We start from the raw sequence: 23,128 nt of genomic DNA on the forward strand, positions 1-23,128 counted from the left end.
TCCGAATTTCCGGCACCACCTCAGAATGGCCGGGCCGCCCCTCGCCACCCGCCTGGCACAGATTGAGGGTCGATTTGCTTCGAAATATGCCGAAGCCATGTCGGCGTTCGTCCGCAACGCTGTCGTCATCCTGTTGCTGCTCCTGTCCCGCAAGATCGTAGAGTTGAGCCCGCTGGGCGACCTGCTGGCAGCGCTGGGCGTCGGCCTGGCGGCGGCGCTGCTGGCATTTCGCCTCGCGCGCGTCGGCGGCCTGAACTGGCTCGCGGCGATGGGTCTTGGAACATTCGCCCTATCGGTGGCGACCGTTGGCACACTGGGCGGTCTGGCGCCTCTCCTACGAGGACTGAGCGATGTGGGATTTTCCGTGGGCAAGCACCGCTTCTCGCTGCTGACCGCCATCAATTCCCTTGTCATCGTGGCAATCCTCTACGCAGCGGCTCGTCTGGCCAATCAGCTTGCGCACCATCTGATCGGCCGGGCAAGCGGGCTCGATGCGGCGCAGCAACTCCTCGTCCAGAAGCTTGCCGGCATCGGCGTAATCGTGGTCGTGGTGCTGCTTGGCATTGACATGCTCGGCCTTGACCTGACGGCACTGACCGTCTTTTCCGGGGCGGTCGGTCTGGCGGTTGGCTTCGGCCTGCAAAAGACCTTCGGCAACCTGATTGCGGGCCTGATCCTGCTCATGGATCGGTCCGTCAAGCCGGGCGACGTCATCGTCGTGGGCGATACATTCGGCGCCGTCGGCAAAATCGGGGTGCGTGCCGTCTCGGTCGTGACGCGCGACGGCAAGGAGCATCTCATCCCCAATGAGCAACTGATGACCGAAGCGGTCGAGAACTGGTCCTATACCGACCGCAATGTCCGTATCCACATAGCGGTGGGCGTCGGCTATGGCAGCGACCTTGCGCTGGCCCAGAAGCTGATGATCGAGGCGGCATCGGAGGCGACGCGCGTGCTGGACAACCCAAAGCCCTCGGTCTGGCTGAAGGGCTTTGGCGACAGTTCCGTGGATCATGAGATTCTGGCCTGGATCGGCGATCCCGAACTGGGGGTCGGCAATGTGCGGTCGGACATTTTGAACCGCGTCTGGCGTCTGTTTGCCGAAAAGGGCATTGAAATCCCGTTTCCGCAGCGCGACGTCCATATTCGATCGACGGCGACGGCGGAAATGGAGAGGTGAGGAGATTGGCAATGCGTTTCATCATCCTGCTCGGCCTGGCCGCGCTGACCGCATGTGGTTCTGTTGAACGGAAGGAGGATCCGGCATCGCTTCCGGCCGACAATTCGAACGATGACATGATGGCATTGCCGACGGAGCCGGACAGGAATGTCGCCCGTGAAACGCCGGCGCCGAGCGACGTCAGCATGCCCGCCTTTGCTCCCCAATATCCCGGCTCGACGATCAAGGCCGCCATCAACGCAAATGCAGGTAGCGACGTGACGCATGAAGTTCGGCTGGCGACAAAGGATGACGCGGGTGCGATTTTCGAATTCTACCGGGGCCACTTCACGGCCGCAGGGCTGCGCAAAACGTCTGAATTCCAGTCTGGCGGGACGGGGATGATGTCTGCGGTCGGAAAGGGCCGGAAAGCGTCGATCGCCATCACCAGGGAACAGGATCACAATATCATCATTGTCACCTTCTCGGGCGACTGAGGACGGCCTTCATATCCTGCGGCCTTGCCATGCGGCAGGCAGTTTGGCTACCAGCGGCTTATTCGCAAGGACCCGGTGAGATTCCGGGTGGCTATTCCGGCCGCCGATCCGCCGGACAACATCACACATGAATAGACGGGAAGCGCCTTGCCGGCGTCATGTGCCTTGTTGTGGATTTCAGGATGATTGACAGATTTACCTCTTACCGGCGTCAATGGTTCGCAGACGCGACCGCAGCGCGCGCCGACATTCTTGGCGCACTTGTCGTCGCGCTCGCTCTGATACCGGAAGCCATAGGCTTTTCCATCATTGCCGGGGTCGATCCTCGGGTCGGCCTTTATGCGTCGGTCGTCATCGCCATGGTCATCGCGCTGATCGGCGGGCGGCCCGGCATGATCTCCGCCGCGACGGCCGCCGTCGCCGTGCTGGTCGGGCCGCTGGTGAGAGACCATGGCCTGCCCTATCTTTTCGCCGCGACGATATTGATGGGCATCATCCAAGGTGTGGCCGGACTGCTGCGTCTCGACCTGCTGATGCAATTTGTATCCCGGTCGGTCATCACGGGGTTCGTCAATGCGCTGGCGATCCTCATATTCATGGCCCAGCTGCCCCAACTCACGCATGTCGGTTGGCAGACCTATGCGATGGTCGCGGCTGGACTGGCCATCATCTATCTTTTCCCTCGCATGTCTAAGGCCGTACCATCCCCCCTGGTCGCCATATTGGCGCTGACGGCGATCAGCATGGGTCTTGGGATAGACGTCCATACGGTGAGCGACATGGGCAGGCTGCCGGAGGGGCTGCCGAGCTTTGCAATCCCGCAGGTTCCGCTTAGCCTGGAAACGCTGCGGATCATTCTGCCCTATTCCGTCACCATGGCGGCCGTCGGCCTGCTGGAATCACTGCTGACCGCGCAGATCGTGGACGACATGACGCATACGGACAGCGACAAGCGGCGCGAATGCATCGGCCAAGGCGGCGCAAACATCGCCGCCGCCCTGTTCGGTGGCATGGGCGGCTGTGCCATGATCGGCCAGTCGGTCATCAACGTGACGTCCGGTGGTCGGGGTAGACTCTCGACATTTGTGGCGGGCGCGGTCCTGCTCATTCTGCTCGCGCTGCTGGGGCCATGGGTCGGCCGCGTGCCCATGCCCGCGCTGGTCGCCGTCATGATCATGGTGTCGATCGGAACCTTCAGCTGGAATTCGATTCCGAACCTGCGGCGGCATCCCCCGACTTCGTCCGTCGTCATGCTGGTGACGGTGGCGGTTGTGGTCGCGACGCGCGATCTATCGTTGGGCGTACTGTGCGGCGTGCTGCTGTCAGGCATCTTTTTCGCTGGCAAGGTCCAGCGGATGTTCGCCGTGGAGCGCAGCCTGTCAGGCAAAGGCGATCAAGCGGTTTACCGGGTTACAGGACAAATTTTCTTTGCATCCGTCGACCGCTTCTCGCGGGCCTTCCCAGCGGAAGGGTCGGCCCGGCATGTCACTATCGACGTATCCGCCGCGCACTTCTGGGACATTTCCGCTGTAGCGGCACTCGACAAGATCGTCCTGCGGCTGCGTCGGGAGGGTAAGCGGGTCGAGGTGATCGGCTATAATCGGGCCAGCGCGGATATCGTCGATCGTTTTGCCCTCCACGACAAGACGGGGGTGGAAACGGGAGCGGCACCGCACTGATTGTCATCTCCGAGCCCTGCCCGTGGCGGCAGGGCCACGACCCGCATGGGCGTTAAGGAAGCTCCTCTACCCGCGAGGGCAGCAGACGGAATGTCTGTCCGGCAGGAGCGCGGGGCACGGCCTTGACGTCATTTTCTCGCAGCAGCCCCGCAATTGCCAACGCGCGCCGTTCCGCAAGATTGGGTTTGTCGGATTCCGTTTCGGGGAGGGCAGGGACGGCGAGCGCCTGAATATTCCAGCGCTGCGCTGCCCACGCCGATGTCAGCACCGCCTGCCGGGCGATGCTGTCGAGCGTGTCGCTATTGTCCGCAAAGCTGATCATCGGCAGATCAGCCTGTGGCGGGATGATCGCCAACTCCCAGCCTTCGACCTGAGCCGAAGCGCGCGCCTCAAGTGCTCGATAGGTTGCAAGCGTTGCACCGGGGAGCGGAGCTGCGGCTACGCTCGCCCGGTGATGATCGCGATCTACGGTCACCTGATCAGTCGAGACGCCCGCGGACAGGGCGAGCGACTGGACGACCATATTGACGCGCGTGGATTCCAGCGCTGCGGCTTCACTGGCCTGGCGCAATTCCTCGCGCTGGGCGTCGATGGCACCCGCGCCAGGTTCCAGCAGGACTCGATCCAGGCGCAGCCGGACTGGTCTTCCCAGGCGCTGCTCCAGCTCAGCTTGCAGGGCCTCATTGGCCTTTGCCTGATTGCGCGGCGTGATCACCACGGCTCGCACCAGGAGCGGATGGGCATCAAAGTCCAGATCAAGCTGCGTGATGCGCGCGTTCGAACCGAAGCGATCCGAAAGATAGGACCGCGCCTGATTGGTCGTCACGGCTTCGGCCGCGATGCGTTTCAGGGATATGCCCAGGGGGACCGCCATGGCGGCAAAGACGAACAGCAAAATGATCGTCTGCGTCCAGCTCTGCTGGCTGGATAGATGGTGACCAAAGCCATAATAGCGGGCCATCACGGTGGCCGACAGGGCGATCGTGACGAAGTTGGTGACGAACAGCGCGAAGGCGCCCCCGAGCACCGGCATGTTCCAGGTGGCGAAGCCATAACCAACCACGGCCAGGGGCGGCATCAGGGCGGTTGCGATGGCAACGCCGACAATTGTGTCGCCGCGACCGCGGATGATCGCGAAGGTACCCGCAAGCGCTGCAAAAAGGGCAACGGCAAGGTCGAAAAGATTGGGCCGGGTACGCGCGATGATTTCGGCGGTCGGAGCCTGAAGCGGCGAAAGCGCGACGATAGTCGCCGTGAAAAGCACCGCCGCAACGCTGCCTATGGCGAGCGCGATCAGCGAGCGGCGCATCTCCCCAAAGTCGAACAGCGCAAGGCTGAAACCCAGCCCCAAAATGGGGCTCATCAACGGCGAGATCAGCATGGCGCCGATGACAACCGCCGGCGAAGACAGAAGCAGGCCGAGAACCGCGATCCCGGCCGACATCATCGTCATGAAGGCATAACGGGGCGACCAGCCGCTATCGCCGAAAATCCGCTCCAGCACCTGCTCATGCTCGACGCGCCCGACAACCGCACGACGCCACCAGCGATAAAGGGCTACCCGTTCCAGCCGCTCATCGGCAAATTGTGCCAAGCCTTGAAGTTGCGCTGTCATATATTCCCCTTACGCACCGTTCCCGGCACTGAGCAACTATAACGTCCGCTGCATCCAAAACCAGATGTCGACCCAGAGCTGATATTTTTCTCACAGAATGGCCCGGTTTTCTTGGACATTTCATGGCAAGGGCCGTTATCGGGTTTCACCATGCTGATGTTTGATACCTTCGACCGCCCTCGCTCGGCGCTGCGCGAATTTCTGAGGACCGAAGCGGCGGGGGGTATCCTTCTGATCCTCGCGGCATTACTCGCCATGATCGTTGCGAACAGCAGATGGGCAGACGTCTATTTCGAAAGTCTGCACCTCCATCTGGGGCCGCTCTCGTTGCTGCACTGGATCAATGATGCATTGATGGCGCTGTTCTTCCTGCTGGTCGGTCTGGAGATAAAGCGGGAGTTCATAGACGGGCGTCTGTCGAACTGGAGTGATCGCTGGCTGCCCGTGATCGCGGCGGCGGCGGGAATGGCCGTTCCTGCCATAACCTATCTGCTGGTTGCCGGTCGTACGCCGGGGCTCGCCAACGGATGGGCGATCCCGGCCGCAACCGATATCGCCTTTGCCATCGGGGTGCTCGCCCTACTGGGCAAGTGTGCGCCGACATCGCTCAAGCTGCTGCTGACCACCGTCGCCATCGTCGATGACATGGGTGCGGTTCTTATCATTGCGCTTGCCTACACCAAGGGGATCAGCGGGCTGGCTCTACTGGTGGCCGCCCTTCTGTTCTGCGCGATGCTGATCCTCAACCGGTCGGGCGTGAAGAAGCTCTGGCCCTATATGCTGCTGGCTGCGGCCCTGTGGCTGGCGGTATTTTTGTCCGGGGTCCATGCGACGATAGCCGGCGTTCTGGCGGCGCTGGCCATTCCCATCCGCACGTCGCCAGGGGCTCCGGACGACGCAGAATCCCCCCTCCATCGTCTTGAACATGGGCTGCACCCCTGGGTGGCATTTGCGATCGTGCCCCTGTTCGGCTTCGCCAATGCCGGCGTATCGCTCGCTGGCGTCGGCCTGGAACAGGTCATGGGGCCGCTGCCACTCGGTATCGGCGCCGGACTGTTTCTGGGCAAGCAGCTCGGGATATTCGCAAGCATTCGGGGCGCGGTAGCCTTAGGGATCGCGGACCGTCCGGCAGGCGCGACCTGGCTTCAGGTCTATGGTCTCGCGCTCATCTGCGGCATTGGCTTTACGATGAGCCTTTTCATCGGAGGCCTTGCGTTCAGCGATCCGCTCCTGTCCGACGAGGTCAAGATTGGGGTACTCGGCGGATCGGTACTTTCCGCGGTTGCGGGCTATCTGCTTCTGCGGCTCGCTCCCGGATTGCCTCGGGAAGAAGGCGGTATAGACGATGCATAATTCCCTGCGCCTCCGCGCCCGCATGCGACTATACGGCCTGCGGCCGACCGTCTGGCGCAGGCGTGCGGCCTTTCTGGGCGGGGCAATATTGATCGGACTCGTTGCGCTGACGTTCGCGCACCTGGCCGACGAGGCTAATCATGTATTCATCTCCATTGTGGAGCGCTGGTGGTGGGCACCGCTGTTTATCACGCCGGCAGGCTTTGCCGCGCTTGTCTGGGCGACGAGACGGTTCGCGCCAGCCGCCACCGGTTCCGGCATACCCCAGACGATCGCCGCGACCCGCAATCCGGAGCGAGGCATGGATCGGCTGGTTTCCGCGCGAACCGCGATCGCCAAATTCATTCTAACGATCTGCACTTTGCTGCTGGGCGCCTCAGTAGGTCGAGAGGGGCCAACCGTGCAGATCGCCGCTTTCATCATGGGGTATGCGCACCGTTTCCTGGTGATCCCGGTCCGGGCCTCGGTCTATATCGCCGGTGGCGCGGCGGGCGTCGCTGCGGCGTTCAATACGCCTTTGGCGGGCGTGGCGTTTGCAATCGAGGAACTGGCGGCCGCCTATGAGCAGCGGATGACCCTGTTGGTGATGGCGGCGGTGCTGATCGCCGGCATGGTCAGCCTGGGTCTTGCTGGGGATTATGTCTATTTCGGCGCCATGCAGCAGACGCTGAATGTTCGTGAAGCATTGGTGGCCGCGCCCATTGCAGGCGTGCTGGGCGGCCTGCTCGGTTCGTTTTTCTCCCGCGCCTTGCTGGCCGTAGGGAGCGCGTCCTGGCAACCGCTGGCCTGGATGAGGGCGCGCCCTATCATGTTTGCGGCATGTTGCGGCGGCATTGTCGCGGTGACCGGCGTTCTTACGGGCCTGACCTGGGGTACAGGCTATTCCACGGCCCACGCGATCATCACCGGCTCGGATGTCCCCATCTGGTTCGGCGCGGCCAAACTGCTGACGACTTTGGCAACGGCGGTGTCGGGCCTGCCCGGCGGCATTTTCGCGCCGTCGCTCTCGGTCGGCGCGGGTGTTGGAGATGTGCTTCGAAGCATCTTCCCCACTTATCCGCCCGGAGCGATCGTCCTCCTTGGGATGGTGGCCTATTTCACGGGCGTAGTGCGTGCGCCGCTTACGGCAGTCATCATCATTTCCGAAACAACCGCGAGCCGGGGCCTCATGATGCCGCTTCTGGCGTCTGCGCTGGTGGCCGATTTTGTGGCCCCCTTTGTCTGCCGCAAACGGCTTTATCATCAGATGTCGCTGCGTTTCATGGAGTCAGGTGGAACAAAATCGGCCTGATCGGGATGGTTTTCATCGGCGATCAAGCCCCTGTCTCTCAGTCTGGGGCGGATCGATCAATCAGTCCGCTGTCCAAAAGCGGGGCCGCGTCGATTTCCTGCGCTCCCATGAGGGTTGCCAGCTTTTCCACGGCAGACAGGATCATCGCCTGCTCCCAAGTGGGTAGTTCGATGAACCGTTCCGTGAATGTCATTTGCAGGGAGTCCGGCGCGTCGGCAATCGCGGCCCGGCCAGCCGGGAGCGCGGTCAGCATGAACCGGCGCTTGTCCTTTTCGCCGCGCTGACGCTGGACAAAGCCAAGCGCCTCCAGCCTGTCGACGATCGTCGTAATTGTGGCCTGACTGAATTGCAGGGCCTGCGCAATGCCGCTTGGCGTTGCCTTCTCTTGCGCATCGATTTCGCGCAGCACCAGCAACTGGGATGGCGTGAGACCGGTCGTCGTGGCGAGTTGCCGACTGCCGATTTCCGTGGCGCGGAGTACCCGGCGCAGAGCGCGAAGAGTGAGTGAGGCAATTTCAGAATCCATGTGAAATCACATAGCCGCAACGCCTTGCCTGCGCCAATCAAGAGAGATAGTCGCTCAAGCGCCAAGCAAACTACTTTGGTAGATAAAGTATTATTTTGGAGTCGGGGTTGAAATTTTCGCCTGAACCTGCATATATCGCGCCAAATCGTTGAAGGGTGCGCTCCTTCCGATGGAAATAATGTTTCGGGAGATAAAATATCTTCATATCCCAAGCTACAGCGGCCTCCACGCCGCCACGGGCTTCTGCGTGCCTTGAAAAAGGCGAGGGGCAGAAATTCTTGTTTCGCAGGCCTGTGGCGACCGATGGTCCCGCCATAACCGCACTGATTGCGGATTGTCCGCCGCTGGATCCCAATTCGGCCTATTGCAATCTGCTGCAATGCACCGATTTTGCCGGCAGTTGCATCGTCGCCGAGCGCGGTGGTGAGCTGGTCGGCTGGGTGTCAGGCTACCGCCCACCGGCCGCCCCGGAAAATTTCTTCGTCTGGCAGGTGGCGGTGTCGGCTGCGGCCCGCGGCCAGCGGCTTGCAAGCCGCATGATCGAGGATTTGCTTGCCCGCCCTGAGCAGCAGGGTGTCACCCATCTGACGACCACCATCACCGATGAGAATGGCGCCTCCTGGGCTCTGTTCGAGGGCCTCGCCCGCAATTGGCGCGTGCCGCTGGAAAAGAGCGTTCGTTTTGACCGGCAGGCCCATTTTGCCGGGGCGCATGCCACGGAATGGCAGGCGCGGATCGGTCCTTTGCCGGACCTTATCAAGACACAGAATGAAACAGGAGGAGAGCTGAGATCATGAACAACACCAGCCTGCCCAGACCCAGTGCCGCCATTCCAGATATCGCCATTTTCGAACGGCGAGAGTCGGAGGTGCGAAGTTATGCCCGGTCGATGCCGCGCCAGTTCGACACAGCGGAAGGCGTGTGGATGCACGACAACCGCGGAGGGCGCTATCTCGATTTTCTCTCGGGCTGTTCGACGCTGAACTATGGCCATAATCATCCGGTCCTGAAGGGCGCACTGATGGACTATATCGGCGCCAACGGCATCGCCCATGGCCTTGATCTGCACACCGACGCCAAGGCCGATTTCCTTGCCGCCTTCGAGCAGCTGATCCTCAAGCCCCGCTCGCTCGACTATCGTGCGATGTTCACCGGGCCGACCGGCACCAACGCGGTCGAAGCCGCGATCAAGCTTGCGCGCAAGGTGACAGGACGTGAACTTGTGATCGCCTTCACCAACGGCTTTCACGGCATGACGCTGGGCGCGCTGGCCTGCACGGGTAACGCCGCCAAGCGTGGCGGCGCAGGCGTCCCGCTCGCCCATGTCGCGCATGAACCCTATGACGGCTATTACGGGCCGGACGTCGATACGGCAGATCTGCTGGAGCGGCGACTGAGCGATCCATCCAGCGGACTTGACGCGCCAGCTGCCATATTGGTGGAAACGGTGCAGGGTGAAGGAGGGCTCAATGCCGCCTCGCCTGAATGGCTCTGCAGGATCGCCGATATTGCCCGGCATCATGGTGCCCTGATGATCGTCGACGATATCCAGGCGGGCTGTGGCCGTACCGGCGGCTTTTTCAGCTTCGAAGGCATGGGCTTCACGCCTGACATCGTCACCATGGCCAAATCCCTGTCGGGCATGGGGCTGCCCTTCGCCCTCACTCTGTTCCGGCCTGAGCTCGACCAGTGGTCGCCTGGCGAACATAATGGCACCTTCCGCGGCAACAACCATGCCTTCGTCACCGCGACGGCGACCCTCCGCCATTTCTGGAGCGATGGTCGCTTCCAGCAGGATGTGGCCCGACGCGCTGCGCTACTTGAACAGCGGCTGGGGGTGATGGCTGCCGAACATGGCCTCTCGACGCGCGGACGCGGCATGATGCGCGGCATCAATGCCGGATCGGGCGAGATTGCCGCCCAAGTGACATCGGCCTGCTTCAACCAGGGACTCATCATCGAAACCAGCGGCGCCCATGACGAGATCGTCAAGGTTCTCGCTCCCCTCATCATCGATGAAGCCCAGCTTTCGGCTGGTCTAAACATATTAGAGCAAAGCATCCGTGTCGCTCTGGCGGTCCCATATGGCGTGGCCGCAGAATAGGAAAGGAGTCAAACAGACAATGATCGTTCGCAAGCTTCGTGACATCAGCCAGTCCGACCGCAATGTGAAGTCCAAGGGATGGGAAAGCGCCCGTCTCCTGCTCAAGGACGACAATATGGGCTTTTCCTTCCATCTGACGACCATGTACGCCGGGGAGGAACTGCATATGCATTATCAGAACCACCTCGAAGCCGTGCTGGTGCTGAAGGGCAATGGCACGATCGAGGATCTGGGCACTGGCATTACGCACCAACTCGCGCCGGGGGTCATGTATGCGCTTAACGCCCATGACAGGCATATCGTCCGGCCCGCAACCGACATCCAGTGCGCCTGCGTGTTCAATCCGCCCGTGACCGGCCGGGAAGTGCATGACGAAAACGGCGCCTATCCGGCCGACCCGGCGCTGGCGCGCGAGCCTGCGCTGACCGACTGACCAACATCACGAAAGGGGGAAGTCCCTTGCACGACATCTACCCATCCCGCCACGCAAAGGTGGCGGAGTTTTTGCCGCGCCTTGATCCCGTCGTCCATGGCGACCGGACCGAGGACGCGCCCATCAGCCGCGCACAGGCCGATGCCTTCGACCGCGACGGCTATCTGCTGCTGGAAGATCTGTTCTCGGACGAGGAAGTCGCCTTCCTCCAGCGGGAGGCCGGCAAGCTGCTGGCCGATCCAGACGCGCTGGAAGAGGAGACCGTCATCACCGAGCCGGGCGAGCGCGAAATCCGGTCGATCTTCCGCATCCACGCGCAAAGCCCGGCAGTGGCGCGGCTGGCGGCCGACCAGCGGCTGGCCGGGGTGGCCCGTTTCCTGCTGGGGGACGCGGTCTACATCCATCAGTCACGGCTCAACTACAAGCCGGGGTTCCATGGCAAGGAATTCTACTGGCACAGCGATTTCGAGACCTGGCATGTGGAGGACGGGATGCCGCGGATGCGCGCCCTGTCCATGTCCGTCCTGCTGGCGGAAAACACGCCGCATAACGGCCCGCTGATGCTGATCCCCGGATCGCACCGCAGCTTCCTGACCTGTGTCGGGGAGACGCCGGAGGATCATTATCGCCAGTCGCTCAAGCGGCAGGAATATGGCGTGCCCGATCAGGACAGCCTGGCCGAACTGGCGCACAAACATGGCATCGTCGCGCCGACCGGAAAGCCGGGTTCGGTCGTGATCTTCGACTGCAACATCATGCATGGGTCGAACGGCAATATCACGCCCTTCCCGCGCGCCAACGCCTTCCTGGTCTACAACGCGGTGAGCAATGCGCTCCAAACACCCTTCGGGGTCGAAAAGCCGCGCCCGAAATTCATCGCGGCCCGCGGCGCGCCCGAAGAGGTGGTGCCGGTTTCTGGCCCCTTGGTGGGGGAGGCGTTGGTATGAGTGGACAGCATAGCGTCGAGAAGATCGGCGGCACATCCATGGCCGCAACGGCGACATTGTTCGACAATGTGCTGATCGGGGGACGCAGCGGCGCCGATCTCTACAACCGCATTTTCGTCGTATCGGCCTATGCCGGCATGACCGATCTGCTGCTGGAGCACAAGAAAAGCGGCAAGCCGGGCGTCTATGCCTGCTTCGTGGCCGATGACGGCGCGGATGGTTGGCGCGAGGCCATGGAGAGGGTCCGTCAGGCGATGCACGATCGCAACGGTCAGATGTTCGTCCGGTCGCAAAGCCGGGGCGAGGCGGACCGCTTCGTCGACATGCGGATCGACGCGGTGACGGCTTGTCTGGACGATCTGGCGCGACTCCGCAGCCATGGCCGTTTCTGCGTCAAGGAACAGCTTGTCACCGTGCGCGAATTGCTCGCCGGGCTGGGGGAAGCGCACAGCGCCCACAGCACCGCGTTGCTGCTGCGCGACAGGGGCGTCAATTCCTGCTTTGTGGACCTGACGCTCTGGGACCGGCAGGCCATGCGGGAACTGGACGACCGGATCATCGCTGCGCTGGAGCCGATCGAACTCGCCACCACCCTGCCGATCGTCACCGGCTATGCCGGGTGCAGCGAGGGCATGGTGCGGCGCTATGCGCGTGGCTATTCGGAAATGACCTTTTCCCGCATTGCCGTGCTGACCAGCGCGCGCGAGGCGATCATCCACAAGGAATTTCACCTGTCGAGCGCCGATCCCCGGCTGGTCGGTGCGGACAGGGCGCGCAAGATCGGCCGCACCAATTATGATGTCGCCGACCAGCTTGCCAATCTCGGAATGGAGGCGATCCATCCGGGCGCAGGCCGCGGGCTGCGGCAGACGGCGATCCCGCTGCGGGTGCGCAACACCTTCGACCGGGAGGATGGCGGCACGCTGATCTGCGGCAATTATGTCTCCGACAGTCCGAGGGTGGAAATCGTTACCGGAATCCACCGAGCGCAGGCCTTGCAGTTTTTCGAGCAGGACATGGTCGGGGTGAAGGGCTATGACGCTGCCATATTGGAGGCGTTGACCCGCCATGGCGCGTGGATCGTCAGCAAGTCGTCCAACGCCAACACCATAACGCATTATCTGTCCGCCGACGCCGCGACCGTGGCGAGGGTGATCGCTGATCTCCAGCGTCTCTATCCCGACGCTGCCATCTCGTCCCATCCGGTTGCGATGGTTTCCGTGATCGGCAGCGACATTGCACGGCCGGGATTGGTCGTCGATGCGCTCCGGGCGCTGGACGATGCCGACATCGGCGTGATCGCGATGCAGCACCAGATCCGCAATGTGGATGTGCAGTTCATCGTCGCGACCGATGATTTCAAAGCCGCCATCCGCACCCTGCATGAAGCGTTGGTGGAGGGTGGCGGCCAGGCCGGCGAGGGACGGCGCGCGGCCTGAGCGGCCCGTCCGAAACGTCCATGCTATCCTCCATCCTGCCTGTCCGCGCCCTGTTGCTCGCCATCTTCATGCTGATGGCGGGCAGCGGCTTTCTGGCGACGCTCCTCAGCCTGCGCCTTAACCGCGCGGGATATGACACGATGCTGATCGGCCTCGTCGCCACCGCCTATTTCGGCGGTTTGGTGATCGGCGCCTTGCGGTCGGCATCGGTCGTGCGTCGGGTCGGACATATCCGGGCCTTTGCCGCGTTCGTCGCGCTGTTGTCGGCCAGCACGCTGGGCTATGCCCTGCTTGTTCATCCGCTCCTGTGGGCCGGCTTGCGGCTGGTCGATGGACTGTGCGTGGCGGGAGTGTTCGTCTGCCTGGAAAGCTGGCTCAACGACCGTGCCGATGCTGCGACGCGCGGCAGCGTGCTGGCTGCCTATATGGTGGCGCTTTATTCCGGACAGGCGCTGGGACAGCCCTTGCTGGTGGCGAGCGGCGGGCTGCCCGCCGTGCCGTTCGAACTGGCGTCGATCCTGATCTCGCTGGCCATCATTCCGCTTTGCCTGACCCGCAGTTCCGCACCCGTGCCGGCCGAAGCGAGCGCCTTCTCCATACACACCCTGTTTGCCGCTTCTCCGCTGGGTGTGGTGGGGGCAGTGGCAACGGGGCTGATGCTGGGCGCCTTCTATGGCCTCGCCGCGGTCCATGTCCGGCGGCTGGGGCTGGACCTGACGCAGACCGCCAGTTTCATGATGACCGTCATTCTGGGGGGCGTTGCGCTGCAATGGCCGTTGGGGCGGCTGTCCGACCGCTATGACCGGCGCCAGGTGATCGTGCTGAGTTTTGCGGCGACGCTGGGCGTCAGCCTCGCGCTGTCCATGGTGATGGGGGGCGGACCGGTGCTGCTGGCGCTGGGCGCGGCCTTTGGCGGATTGAGCTTCGCGCTCTATCCGCTGTGTGTTGCCCATTGTAACGACCGCTTGCTCGCTGCTGAGCGCGTGGCCGCAAGCGGGCGGCTCGTGCTGCTCTACTCGATCGGGGCGGCGCTAGGGCCGATCTGTGCCGCCATGGTCATCACCGTGGCCGGGACGGGTGGCCTGTTCCTTTTCATCGCCCTGTGCGCCGGAGCCACGCTGCTGTTCGGCCTCTGGCGACAAGCGGCGATGAGCCCGGTGCCGACCACCGGCCAGCAGGACTTCCAGATACTGCCCCGCACGACGCCCATGGCCTCGTTGCTCGATCCCCATACAGCCGATGGACAAGGTGAATGACCGCAATCGCAACCAACCCGCCCTTTGCCGCTGTTGAACCCTCGGCCCTTCGCCGCGCCATCGCGGCATCGGCCATGGGAAACGCCACCGAATGGTTCGACTATGGCATCTACGCCTATGGCGTCACCTATATCTCTGCCGCGTTGTTCCCCGGTGCGGTGGATGACGCCATATTGTTCGCGTTGGCGACTTTCGCCATCTCCTTCCTCGTTCGTCCGCTCGGCGGGCTGTTCTGGGGGCCATTGGGCGACAGGCTGGGCCGCAAGTCCGTGCTCGCGCTGACGATCCTGCTGATGGCAGGGGCGACGCTGGGCGTAGGCCTGATCCCCGATTATGCCACCATTGGCTTTTGGGCGCCGGTGCTGCTGATCGTGCTGCGCATGGTGCAGGGCTTTTCGACCGGCGGCGAATATGGCGGAGCGGCAACCTTCATGGCCGAATATGCGCCTGACGAAAGGCGCGGCTTCTATGGCAGCTTCCTGGAGTTCGGGACGCTGGCGGGCTTTTCGCTGGGGGCGGCGTTGATGCTCGCCTTCTCTTTGATGCTGGGCGACGAGGCGATGCACCAATGGGGGTGGCGCATTCCCTTCCTGATCGCTGGTCCACTCGGGCTGGTCGGCATGTATCTGCGCGCGCAGATGGAGGACACGCCGATCTTCCGCGAGCAGGAGCAACGGGGAAGCGAAACGGCGTCTATCCCGATCAGGACCATGATGCGCCGATACCGACGACCGATGCTGGTGGTCGGCGGGCTGGTAGTTGCGCTCAACGTCGTCAACTACATGCTGCTCAGCTACATGCCGACCTACCTGCAGCGGCGCATCGGGCTGTCGCCGGACCATGCGCTGCTGGTGCCGATCATCGGCATGGTGTTCATGATGCTGCTCCTGCCCTTCGCCGGGGCCTTGTCCGACCGGGTGGGCAGGCGCGCGATGTGGCGGGTTTCGCTCATCGGACTGCTGTTGGCGGTGGTGCCGCTCTACATGCTGATGGCGACGGGTTTTGCTGGCGCGATCATTGGCTTTGTCCTGCTAGGCCTGCTTTATGTGCCGCAGTTGGCGACGATTTCCGCGACATTCCCGGCGCTGTTCCCGACTCCTGTCCGTTTCGCCGGGTTCGCCATCGCCTATAATGTCTCGACCTCGGTCTTCGGAGGGACGGCGCCTGCCATAGGCAGCGGCTTCATCACCCTGACGGGCAATGAACTGATGCCGGCGGCTTACATGATGCTGGCCTGCCTCGTCGGGCTGATCGCCCTTCGCTTCATGCCGGAGACCGCAGGACGATCGCTTCATGGCGACCCCTTCAACGAGGACAAGATTGCATGATCACCAACATGCCGCTTTCGCCGGATAGCATCGGCATCCTGGCTCACAGCTATGTGCGGGAGCCATGGATGCAGGCGGGTTTTGCCCTGCTGGCGCTGACGCTTGTCGCCTGGGTTGCCAATTGGGTCACCAAGCGGATCGTCCTCAAGCTGTTGCTGCGCCTTGCGGGGCGGCTGGGTTTCGACATGGAGGCCAGCCATCTGGGCAGAATGACGGCGCGCCTGTCCAATATCGTTCCCACGCTTGTGATCCAGCTGGGCCTGGCTGCCATCCCGCATCTTCCGCCCGAACTGGAGGCATTGACGCGTAGCCTGTGCACCGCCTTCATCATGCTGACCATCGCGCTGGCGCTGGCGCGTGGCCTCGACCTGCTCCATGACTTCTATCAGCGCCGTCACGATGCCGTGCACCGTCCGATCAAGGGCTATGTTCAGGTCGGCAAATTGCTGGTCTACGGCGCTGCTGCGATCCTAATATTGGCCGCCTTGATGAATCAGTCCCCATTCCTGCTGCTTTCCGGCTTGGGGGCGATGGCGGCGGTGCTGATGCTGGTGTTCAAGGACACGATCCTGTCCCTCGTCGCTTCCGTCCAGATCGGGTCCAACGATATGGTGCGGGTCGGCGACTGGATCGAAATGCCGCAACTCGATGCCAATGGCGATGTGGTCGATATCGCGCTGCATACCGTCAAGGTACAGAATTTCGACAAGACCATCACCACCATTCCCACTCATCGGCTAATTTCGGAGAGCTTCCGCAACTGGCGCGGCATGTCGGAATCGGGCGGTCGCCGGATTATGCGGTCGATCATGATCGACCAGAACAGCATCGTATTTCTGGACGACGCCATGTTGGAATCCCTGTCTCGCTTCGAGTTGTTGAAAGCCTATCTCGACGGCAAACTGGAGGAACTCGGCAGATGGAATGATGCGCAGGGCGCCGGGGAGCAGGTGAACACGCGGCGGCTGACGAACATCGGAACATTTCGCGCCTATATGCTTGCCTATCTGGAGGCTCGAACCGACATTGCCAGCGACAAGACGCTGCTGGTCCGACAACTCGCGCCGGGGGAATATGGCCTGCCATTGGAGATCTATGCCTTCACCGACACGACAAACTGGGCTGAGTATGAAAGAATTCAGGGGGACATATTCGACCACCTGCTGGCAATCCTGCCGGAATTCGACCTTCGGCTCTTCCAGCGTCCTACCGGGGTCGATCTGAGTTATCGGGCGATGCAGTCGGCGGCTTGATCGGCCAAATGTCCGACGAACCGATCACGCCACCACGCCATATCCTGGCACTGGACTGTCGTCATCAGTTGTTCCCACCGCGCTACCCGTTCGGCCTTGGGCATGGCCAGGGCCCTGGCGATCGCATCGGAAATGTCTTCGCTGCTATAGGGATTCACCTGCAGCGCTTCGGTTAACTGTGCCGCAGCGCCGGCGAAACGGGAGAGAATGAGCACACCATGATCGCCGGGATCCTGAGCGGCGACATATTCCTTGGCGACTATGTTCATGCCATCGCGCAGAGGCGTGACAAGGCCGATGCGAGCCGCGCGGTACATGCCAGCAAGTTCCGCGCGGCTGAAGCCTTGATTGACATAGCGGATGGGAACCCAGTACGGACTGGCATAGGCTCCGTTGATATGCCCTGACAGCGTCTCGAGGTTGTGACGGATATCCTGATAGCTCAGAACCTCGCTGCGCGAAGGAGGGGAGATCTGAAGCAAGAAGATCTGCTCGCGCAGATCCGGCCTGTCGGCAAGAAAACGCTCGTAACCGCGAAATCGCTCCTGCACGCCCTTGCAATAATCCAGCCGATCGACGCCGATGATCATGGCGCGGCCATTGGCGCTCTCGATCATCGACTGATAGCTGGAGCGAGCGGTGTCGCTTTTGATGTGGGCCCGAAAATTCTCCGTATCGAGGCCGATCGGGCAGGCCACGACTTTCACCGATCGACCATTCCAGCACATCACACCATGCTCGTCGGGCGTCAGCCCGATTTCGACGCGAACATAGTCCAGAAAGGAGTCCATCCAGTCCGTGGTCTGGAAGCCTATCACATCATAGGCGAAAAGCGCTTCGACAAGCTCTCTATGATTGGGGAGTGAGAGCAGCAGGCGCATGGGCGGCCAAGGAATGTGAAGGAAAAACCCCAGTCGATTGCGCCGTCCGCGCACGCGTAATTCCCGTCCCAAAGGGATTAGGTGGTAGTCATTGACCCAGATCAGGTCGTCAGGCTCCAGCAACGGGATCAGTGTGTCGGCAAAGCGCTGGTTGACCCGTTCATATCCGCCCGCGAAGCTCCGGTCGAATTCGGTAAGATCGATACGATAATGGAACAACGGCCAAAGTGTACAGTTGGCATAGCCGTTATAATATTCCTGGATGTCCTGATGCTCCAGGTCGATTGTCGCCGTGGTAACACCATGCATCTTTTGTAGATGCACACGGCCGTTGAAATTTACGGTCTCCTCGCCTGACCAACCGAACCAGATCCCATTTCTTTCTCGCATGGCAGCGGAAAGCGCCACGGCAAGGCCACCTTGGTTTCCGTTCGCGCAGTTCTCGCTGGCTGTCTGAACCCGGTTGGAAACGGCGATCAGACGGCTCATAGCGTTTCGACCAGCAGGATTTCCGTGGTGTCGATCGCCTGGATGGTGGCCTGCTGTTCACCCTGGAAGGCCAGGCTATCGCCCGGATCGAGCGTATAATCCTCTCCAATCACGCACCGGCCCGACCCTGAGACCATGTAATAGGGGGAATGTGGATCGAGATTGGCGTCGAGCTGTGTCCCTGCTTCGATCCTCGCTCCCCAGATCCGCGTCGGCGCGCGCAGTAGAAGCGCCTGATCCTCCAGATTGCCGCTCGCCATCAAAACCCATTGGCCGCTTTCCTGCTTTCCCGGAAAGCGGCCGACCGCACGAAAGGCGGGTCCGTGACCGTCTGCCGCCGGAAGCCATAGTTCGAGAAATTCGGCCGTCCTGTTGTCCGGATTGATGGTCGCGTGCAGGAGGCCGTCTCCAGATGAAATAAGCTGGATTTGACCGGCTCGGGCGAAAGATGACGGACCAAGCGTCCCAATATGTCCTACCCGGCCCCGCAAGACCCATTGCACTATGTCGAAATGATCGAGCGGCTCCGTCACGGCGTTCGCCTTGGGACCCAAAAAGTTGTGATTGAGAATCCGCAGGCTGCCCCAGTTCGTACGATCCGAACGCGCATAGCCCGCGAAGGAGAAGTGGTGCCGGGCAAACAGGTCGTCCCGCTTGGTCGTGCCCATGAGGTCGGCGGGCCTATAGTCGATCATGCCGTAGCTCCAGGCCGATGGGGCAAACGGCATTCGCCATTTCAATTTGCCCCCACAAGACGATAGCCCACCCCCGGTTCGGTCAGCAGCAGGGATGGGTCTGAAGGGTCCTCCTCGATCTTCTGGCGCAGGAGGCCGATATAGACTCTGAGATATTGGGTGTCGGTCGCTTCGGCTCCCCAACCGGCCGACAAAAGCCTCTTGTGCGTTACCACTTGCCCCGCACTGCGCGCCAGGGTTTGTAAAAGGTCATATTCCTTGGGAGAAAGCTTCACCGTCTCACCAGCCAGCGTCACCCGCCGCGATGGAAAGTCGATGGCCAACGGACCCGCAGAGTAGGTTGGTGCATTGCTTTTCAGGCGAGAATGCCGGCGTACCGCTGCGCGGATACGCGCCATCAGCTCGCCGATTTCGAACGGCTTGTTCACATAATCGTCCGCGCCTTCATCGAGCGCCGCGATCTTTTCCTGCTCCTGATGGCGTGCCGAGATGACAATGATGGGGACGTCGCTGCGAAGCCGGATCTGCTGGATGAGCGCCTTGCCATCTATGTCCGGAAGACCAAGGTCGAGAAGAATGAGATCAAGGTCGAGCGCCTCGGTAAAGCCAAGGGCCGTCCCACCTTCCTTCGCGACGGTGATGCGATAGCCGGCTGTTCCCAGCACCGATTGCAGCACATCGAGCAGGGCAGGCTCGTCATCGACGATGAGGATATGCGGCGCTGTCATGCTTGGCGTGCCTCCTGGGCGAGTGGGAGGGAAATCGTGATCATGGTTCCCCGGCCACTGGGCCCTGGAGAGTCAGCCATTATCCTACCCCCAAGAGCTTCGACGAATCCTTTTGCGATAGCCAGCCCCAGGCCACTGCCGCGGGGCGAGGGTTCCGAGCGCGGAACGCGATAGAAGCGGGTGAAAACATTCTCCAGATCGGCCTGCGGGATACCGCACCCTTCATCGGATATGCTGATGATGCAGCTATCGCAGTTGAGGCGGGCTTCAACGCCGATGCGCGTCCCGTCTTCGCTGTAGAGGATCGCGTTGTCGAGCAGGTTGATGATGACGAGTTCGAACATGGCGGCATCGACGCTGACAAGCAGATGCTCCTCTCCCAGACGGCGTTCGATCGTGCGGTGGCCAGCGCGCGGACGAACCCTCTGGATGATGACGCTGAGCGTTTCGGCCACCTCCAATGTCTGTCGCCGGGCTAGCGATTGGCCAGCCTCCAGGCGACTCATTTCCAGGAGATTGGAGGTGTATCGGTTCAGGCGCTCACACTCGTTGACGATCCGGCGCAAAAGGCGAATTGTGGCTTCCGCATCGAGTTGTTCACGAAAGTCGATAAGGCTCGAGGCCGAAGCGCTGATCGCTGTCAGCGGCGTGCGAAAGTCATGGCTGACGGATGAGAGGAGCGCCGTCTTGAGTTCCTCGGTGCGGGTCTGCGCTTTCGCTTCGGCATTACTCTCCGAAAGGGCGGCGCGTTCCACGGCCAATGCCACGAGACTGGCCAAGGCCGACATGAAGGCATTGTCCGGTTCCGGTACCGAACCCGCTTCAAACAGGATTACGCCTTCGAAACCATCGCTGCTGTCGAGGCGATAGGCAATGCAGGTTCCATCCCTTTGGGGTCCTGTGCCGTTAGTCTGCATGTTTCGGATTAACGCCGCCGCCCCAGGCCTATCCGGAATGCGCGTGGCATTGGCGAACGATCCGTCCCGCACGAGAAAGAGCGAGACCGTCATGCTCGTGCCAGGTGGCAGGCCGGCGCTGAGAGCAGAGGCGATGTCCGTGATCCTGACCGCTGATTGCAGGGAACGGCTGATTTCCAGCAAGCTCGCCAACTGCCAATTGCTATGCTTGGCCGCGCTGGCATGGTCCTTGAGCCGCCCCGCTAGGATTCCCGAAACCAGAGCGCACATGGTGAACACGAGAAAGGGGACAATGTCGCGCCCACTCGCGATCCGGAAGCTCAGCACGGGTTCGGCGAGATAGAAATTATAGAGGAGGAAAGCGGCCGCCGCTGCGATGAGCGCAGATACAAGTCCCCCGATTGCGCCTGAGGTCACTACGCCGAGGACGAAGATCAATGCTGCTGCTGCCTGTCCGAACGCTGGCTTGGCCATGACCGCGCCGAACCCGGACAGGAGTAGGACGAATGCCACGGCTGACATTTGCCAGCCCGGCCCGAAATCTGTCTTTCGGAAGCGAAAACCTGGCACCGCCTTGCGGTTGGCTGTTTTTACTTCCGGCGCCGTGGTGTCTGCCATGAGAGGTAGCCTAGTGAGCGGCAGCGAACAGGTCCATGCATATAAAAGTTATAATAACGGCCTCTCGAAATCTGCCGTAGCCATTGCCTCTCCAAGGGGGGATGGCTGAACGGCGTGATAGGGAAATGAGCGACAGGCCGATGCGATATCTTGGACCATCGGGAATAGCAGCCGCCCTTGCGCGTCGTAACCTTCCGCCCAGACTGCGTTTTTAGCATATGGGTCGCATAATCATGACTGAAGCCGCGCGATTTGGTGGGTCTGAATATACTGGGAAACCCCGTTTCGACCGGCCGATGGTCATCTTGGTCGTTGAGGACGAGGCCCTGGTGAACATGAACATATGTGAATTCCTGATCGATGAGGAATTTACCGTTTTTTCCGCGCGCGGGGCGAACGAGGCTCTTATGCTCATGGAGGCGCTTGATGGATCTGTCGATCTGCTCTTCACCGACGTGAATATGCCCGGCGGAATGGACGGATTTGACCTCGTTCGATTGGCTCAGGAGCGTTGGCCTGCCGTCAAGATATTGATCGCGACCGGGGGGCGCGATTCCAGCGATCTTCCATCGGACCTGCAAAAGTTTGGCCCTATGTTGATGAAGCCCTACAGGCTTGAAGTCATGGCAAATACGGTTTCCAATATCTTGTCGAATTAAAAGTAGATTTGACAGTAATTTGCGGTTTAGAATCGCGCTCGTCTAGAGAAGTTACCACATGGTCGGCGTGTCAGATTGTAAGTTCCGGCGCTGGTCCATTTAGCCGGAGAAAAATTATGTATAGAGCAATTGTTGCGGCCCTTCTTCTTTCAGCTTCCTGTCCGGTTGTTGCCCAAGAGGCATCCAGTGTGACCGCCGCCGTAATGAGCCAGGATCAGATCGTCGCCTTCAATAAGGCAGTAGCAGACTTCACGGCTGGTCAGCAGGCCCAGCAAGCCGGGGACAATGTCACCGCCGTCACAAGATATGATGCGGCTCTTCCCGCAATCCGGGATTCCGTGAAGGCGCAGCCCGATAACCTCAACAATGTGAATTTTCTCGCCAACGCGCTTTACGCTGCCGCAGCGGCCAACGTCGCGCTCAAAAAAATTGACGCTGTTCCCCCGCTTTATGAAGAGAGCCTTCCTTACTGGCGCAAGGTCGTCGACGCGAAGCCAACGGATGCAACCAGCAGCATGGTCCTGACGAGCGTCCTCATCCAGCTCGGCAATTTCAAGCTGTCGAAGCAGGATAAGGAAGGCGCGGCACCGCTCTATGTGGAAGCGATGTCATTGGCGCGCAAGTCGGTAGGTGCGAACGGCAATGCCGCAAACAGAAACCTGCTTCTCTCCGCCATCATAGGCGCGAGCCAGACAAGCGACGATCCGGCCCTGAAGTCGGAGGGCGCTGCAATGTCAAAGGCGATGATGGCCGATGGTACGGTCGATGCGGTCAACAAGCCGGCAGCGCAGATTCTGGCTGGTTCAGGCAAATAACAGGCGCAGCTACCCATTTTCTCTCGCGCCCTCGACGGCCGCCGGGGGCGCGAGATGGTGGAAATTCGGTCCCGGTCAGGTGGTCTGTTTTGAGCAGGCTGGCAGGACATCTTCACCCGCCTGATCTTGTGCCATAACCGATCCGGCAGGGATCCATCGCGGATATGGAGCGACCGGTTATGAGCATGTCGGTGCAATTGGCAATCTCGACGGTGATGGTTGCGGCGACGGTTTTCATCCATCTGGTGGGCTTGGCCGGCTTGCTCGCGGTGCTGCGTCGGCATCGCCATGCGTCCAGCCTGATCCTTGCCTCTATCATCAATGGCGCAGCCATCCTGTTTGCCGCCTTTGGCCTGTTTGTCCTTCATGCCATCGAAATCTGGCTGTGGGCTGCTCTTTATCTGGTGATCGATGCCTTCTCCGACTGTCCGCCGTCAGCGCCCATG

General features: G+C 61.4%; 21 protein-coding genes, 1 pseudogene and 1 other annotated feature. Of the genes and pseudogenes, 16 read left to right on the forward strand and 6 right to left on the reverse strand.

The window, feature by feature from the left end:
• The 3 genes from F7P65_RS20990 to F7P65_RS21000 all read left to right on the forward strand — a co-directional run.
• Positions 1–1,180, forward strand: a 1,180-nt coding sequence (locus F7P65_RS20990; protein ID WP_150295380.1) for a mechanosensitive ion channel family protein, incomplete at its 5' end; no start/stop codon positions are given.
• A gap of 11 nt (positions 1,181–1,191) precedes the next feature.
• Positions 1,192–1,656, forward strand: coding sequence for a hypothetical protein (locus F7P65_RS20995; protein WP_150295382.1), 465 nt, complete (start codon positions 1,192–1,194; stop codon positions 1,654–1,656).
• A gap of 65 nt (positions 1,657–1,721) precedes the next feature.
• Positions 1,722–1,777, forward strand: a sequence feature (sul1 is cis-regulatory element that is thought to sense ions involved in sulfur or methionine metabolism; They are found in Alphaproteobacteria).
• A gap of 61 nt (positions 1,778–1,838) precedes the next feature.
• On the forward strand, positions 1,839–3,335 hold the full coding sequence (locus F7P65_RS21000) for a SulP family inorganic anion transporter (protein WP_150295384.1): 1,497 nt from the start codon (positions 1,839–1,841) through the stop codon (positions 3,333–3,335).
• A 52-nt stretch (positions 3,336–3,387) separates the two neighbouring features.
• Here the strand turns inward: F7P65_RS21000 and F7P65_RS21005 are convergent, their stop codons facing one another.
• Entirely contained in the window at positions 3,388–4,950 is a 1,563-nt protein-coding gene (locus F7P65_RS21005; protein WP_150295386.1) for a DUF389 domain-containing protein, read from the reverse strand.
• 156 nt (positions 4,951–5,106) lie between these two features.
• Between F7P65_RS21005 and nhaA the strand changes: the two genes are divergently transcribed.
• Both nhaA and F7P65_RS21015 read left to right on the forward strand, forming a co-directional pair.
• Positions 5,107–6,303, forward strand: a complete 1,197-nt coding sequence (gene nhaA, locus F7P65_RS21010; protein ID WP_150295419.1) for a Na+/H+ antiporter NhaA — start codon at positions 5,107–5,109, stop codon at positions 6,301–6,303.
• The gene (locus F7P65_RS21015; protein WP_150295388.1) at positions 6,296–7,594 is read left to right on the forward strand and encodes a chloride channel protein; all 1,299 of its coding nucleotides are present in this window, start codon (positions 6,296–6,298) and stop codon (positions 7,592–7,594) included. The genes nhaA and F7P65_RS21015 overlap by 8 nt, the downstream gene beginning before the upstream one ends.
• Before the next feature lie 37 nt (positions 7,595–7,631).
• Here F7P65_RS21015 and F7P65_RS21020 read toward each other — a convergent pair whose 3' ends face one another.
• Positions 7,632–8,120, reverse strand: a complete 489-nt coding sequence (locus F7P65_RS21020) for a MarR family winged helix-turn-helix transcriptional regulator (protein ID WP_150295390.1) — start codon at positions 8,118–8,120, stop codon at positions 7,632–7,634.
• Positions 8,121–8,398: 278 nt separating this feature from the next.
• Here F7P65_RS21020 and ectA point away from each other — a divergent pair, with 278 nt between their 5' ends.
• The 8 genes from ectA to F7P65_RS21060 are packed head-to-tail and all read left to right on the forward strand — an operon-like array spanning position 8,399 to position 16,880.
• On the forward strand, positions 8,399–8,917 hold the full coding sequence (ectA, locus tag F7P65_RS21025; protein ID WP_150295392.1) for a diaminobutyrate acetyltransferase: 519 nt from the start codon (positions 8,399–8,401) through the stop codon (positions 8,915–8,917).
• Positions 8,914–10,224, forward strand: a complete 1,311-nt coding sequence (gene ectB, locus F7P65_RS21030) for a diaminobutyrate--2-oxoglutarate transaminase (RefSeq protein WP_150295395.1) — start codon at positions 8,914–8,916, stop codon at positions 10,222–10,224. Before ectA ends, ectB begins: the two co-directional genes overlap by 4 nt.
• A gap of 19 nt (positions 10,225–10,243) precedes the next feature.
• Positions 10,244–10,657, forward strand: a complete 414-nt coding sequence (locus tag F7P65_RS21035) for an ectoine synthase (RefSeq protein ID WP_150295397.1) — start codon at positions 10,244–10,246, stop codon at positions 10,655–10,657.
• A gap of 26 nt (positions 10,658–10,683) precedes the next feature.
• Entirely contained in the window at positions 10,684–11,604 is a 921-nt protein-coding gene (gene thpD / locus F7P65_RS21040) for an ectoine hydroxylase (protein WP_150295399.1), read from the forward strand.
• Entirely contained in the window at positions 11,601–13,043 is a 1,443-nt protein-coding gene (locus F7P65_RS21045) for an aspartate kinase (RefSeq protein WP_150295401.1), read from the forward strand. The genes thpD and F7P65_RS21045 overlap by 4 nt, the downstream gene beginning before the upstream one ends.
• Before the next feature lie 20 nt (positions 13,044–13,063).
• Positions 13,064–14,299: an MFS transporter gene (locus tag F7P65_RS21050; RefSeq protein ID WP_150295403.1), complete on the forward strand. Its 1,236-nt coding sequence runs from the start codon at positions 13,064–13,066 to the stop codon at positions 14,297–14,299.
• Entirely contained in the window at positions 14,296–15,627 is a 1,332-nt protein-coding gene (locus F7P65_RS21055; RefSeq protein ID WP_150295405.1) for an MFS transporter, read from the forward strand. The genes F7P65_RS21050 and F7P65_RS21055 overlap by 4 nt, the downstream gene beginning before the upstream one ends.
• A complete protein-coding gene (locus F7P65_RS21060) occupies positions 15,624–16,880 on the forward strand; it encodes a mechanosensitive ion channel family protein (protein WP_150295407.1) in 1,257 nt (418 codons plus the stop codon). The genes F7P65_RS21055 and F7P65_RS21060 overlap by 4 nt, the downstream gene beginning before the upstream one ends.
• On the opposite strand, the gene F7P65_RS21065 is transcribed toward F7P65_RS21060, so the two are convergent.
• Genes F7P65_RS21065 through F7P65_RS21080 form a run of 4 tightly spaced genes read right to left on the reverse strand, consistent with a single transcriptional unit; the run spans position 16,853 to position 21,208 of the window.
• Positions 16,853–18,250, reverse strand: a complete 1,398-nt coding sequence (locus tag F7P65_RS21065; RefSeq protein WP_150295409.1) for an alpha,alpha-trehalose-phosphate synthase (UDP-forming) — start codon at positions 18,248–18,250, stop codon at positions 16,853–16,855. The two genes, F7P65_RS21060 and F7P65_RS21065, sit on opposite strands and share 28 nt — an antisense overlap.
• A complete protein-coding gene (locus F7P65_RS21070) occupies positions 18,247–18,945 on the reverse strand; it encodes a pirin family protein (RefSeq protein ID WP_162854739.1) in 699 nt (232 codons plus the stop codon). Before F7P65_RS21070 ends, F7P65_RS21065 begins: the two co-directional genes overlap by 4 nt.
• Before the next feature lie 41 nt (positions 18,946–18,986).
• A complete protein-coding gene (locus F7P65_RS21075) occupies positions 18,987–19,673 on the reverse strand; it encodes a response regulator (protein WP_150295413.1) in 687 nt (228 codons plus the stop codon).
• Entirely contained in the window at positions 19,670–21,208 is a 1,539-nt protein-coding gene (locus F7P65_RS21080; RefSeq protein ID WP_150295415.1) for a sensor histidine kinase, read from the reverse strand. Before F7P65_RS21080 ends, F7P65_RS21075 begins: the two co-directional genes overlap by 4 nt.
• Positions 21,209–21,441: 233 nt before the next feature.
• On the opposite strand from F7P65_RS21080, the gene F7P65_RS21085 reads away from it, so the two are divergent.
• The 3 genes and pseudogenes from F7P65_RS21085 to F7P65_RS21095 form a co-directional block, all read left to right on the forward strand.
• On the forward strand, positions 21,442–21,867 hold the full coding sequence (locus F7P65_RS21085) for a response regulator (protein WP_240334428.1): 426 nt from the start codon (positions 21,442–21,444) through the stop codon (positions 21,865–21,867).
• Between the two features lie 116 nt (positions 21,868–21,983).
• Positions 21,984–22,682, forward strand: a complete 699-nt coding sequence (locus tag F7P65_RS21090; protein WP_150295417.1) for a hypothetical protein — start codon at positions 21,984–21,986, stop codon at positions 22,680–22,682.
• Between the two features lie 179 nt (positions 22,683–22,861).
• Positions 22,862–23,128: pseudogene (locus F7P65_RS21095) on the forward strand (two pore domain potassium channel family protein); the annotation flags it as partial.

This window comes from Sphingobium estronivorans, assembly GCF_008692605.1.
GTDB lineage: Bacteria > Pseudomonadota > Alphaproteobacteria > Sphingomonadales > Sphingomonadaceae > Sphingobium > Sphingobium estronivorans.

Excerpts from the sequence above, each read along its gene's own strand:
- F7P65_RS21070 (WP_162854739.1), bottom strand. The coding sequence starts at position 18,945 with ATGATCGACTATAGGCCCGCCGACCTCATGGGCACGACCAAGCGGGAC.
- F7P65_RS21020 (WP_150295390.1), bottom strand. The coding sequence starts at position 8,120 with ATGGATTCTGAAATTGCCTCACTCACTCTTCGCGCTCTGCGCCGGGTA.
- F7P65_RS21050 (WP_150295403.1), top strand. The coding sequence starts at position 13,064 with ATGCTATCCTCCATCCTGCCTGTCCGCGCCCTGTTGCTCGCCATCTTC.
- F7P65_RS21080 (WP_150295415.1), bottom strand. The coding sequence starts at position 21,208 with ATGGCAGACACCACGGCGCCGGAAGTAAAAACAGCCAACCGCAAGGCG.
- ectB (WP_150295395.1), top strand. The coding sequence starts at position 8,914 with ATGAACAACACCAGCCTGCCCAGACCCAGTGCCGCCATTCCAGATATC.
- F7P65_RS21055 (WP_150295405.1), top strand. The coding sequence starts at position 14,296 with ATGACCGCAATCGCAACCAACCCGCCCTTTGCCGCTGTTGAACCCTCG.
- nhaA (WP_150295419.1), top strand. The coding sequence starts at position 5,107 with ATGTTTGATACCTTCGACCGCCCTCGCTCGGCGCTGCGCGAATTTCTG.
- F7P65_RS21060 (WP_150295407.1), top strand. The coding sequence starts at position 15,624 with ATGATCACCAACATGCCGCTTTCGCCGGATAGCATCGGCATCCTGGCT.
- F7P65_RS21085 (WP_240334428.1), top strand. The coding sequence starts at position 21,442 with ATGACTGAAGCCGCGCGATTTGGTGGGTCTGAATATACTGGGAAACCC.
- F7P65_RS21005 (WP_150295386.1), bottom strand. The coding sequence starts at position 4,950 with ATGACAGCGCAACTTCAAGGCTTGGCACAATTTGCCGATGAGCGGCTG.
- F7P65_RS21090 (WP_150295417.1), top strand. The coding sequence starts at position 21,984 with ATGTATAGAGCAATTGTTGCGGCCCTTCTTCTTTCAGCTTCCTGTCCG.
- F7P65_RS21045 (WP_150295401.1), top strand. The coding sequence starts at position 11,601 with ATGAGTGGACAGCATAGCGTCGAGAAGATCGGCGGCACATCCATGGCC.
- F7P65_RS20995 (WP_150295382.1), top strand. The coding sequence starts at position 1,192 with ATGCGTTTCATCATCCTGCTCGGCCTGGCCGCGCTGACCGCATGTGGT.
- F7P65_RS21035 (WP_150295397.1), top strand. The coding sequence starts at position 10,244 with ATGATCGTTCGCAAGCTTCGTGACATCAGCCAGTCCGACCGCAATGTG.
- F7P65_RS21065 (WP_150295409.1), bottom strand. The coding sequence starts at position 18,250 with ATGAGCCGTCTGATCGCCGTTTCCAACCGGGTTCAGACAGCCAGCGAG.
- F7P65_RS21015 (WP_150295388.1), top strand. The coding sequence starts at position 6,296 with ATGCATAATTCCCTGCGCCTCCGCGCCCGCATGCGACTATACGGCCTG.
- F7P65_RS21000 (WP_150295384.1), top strand. The coding sequence starts at position 1,839 with ATGATTGACAGATTTACCTCTTACCGGCGTCAATGGTTCGCAGACGCG.
- F7P65_RS21075 (WP_150295413.1), bottom strand. The coding sequence starts at position 19,673 with ATGACAGCGCCGCATATCCTCATCGTCGATGACGAGCCTGCCCTGCTC.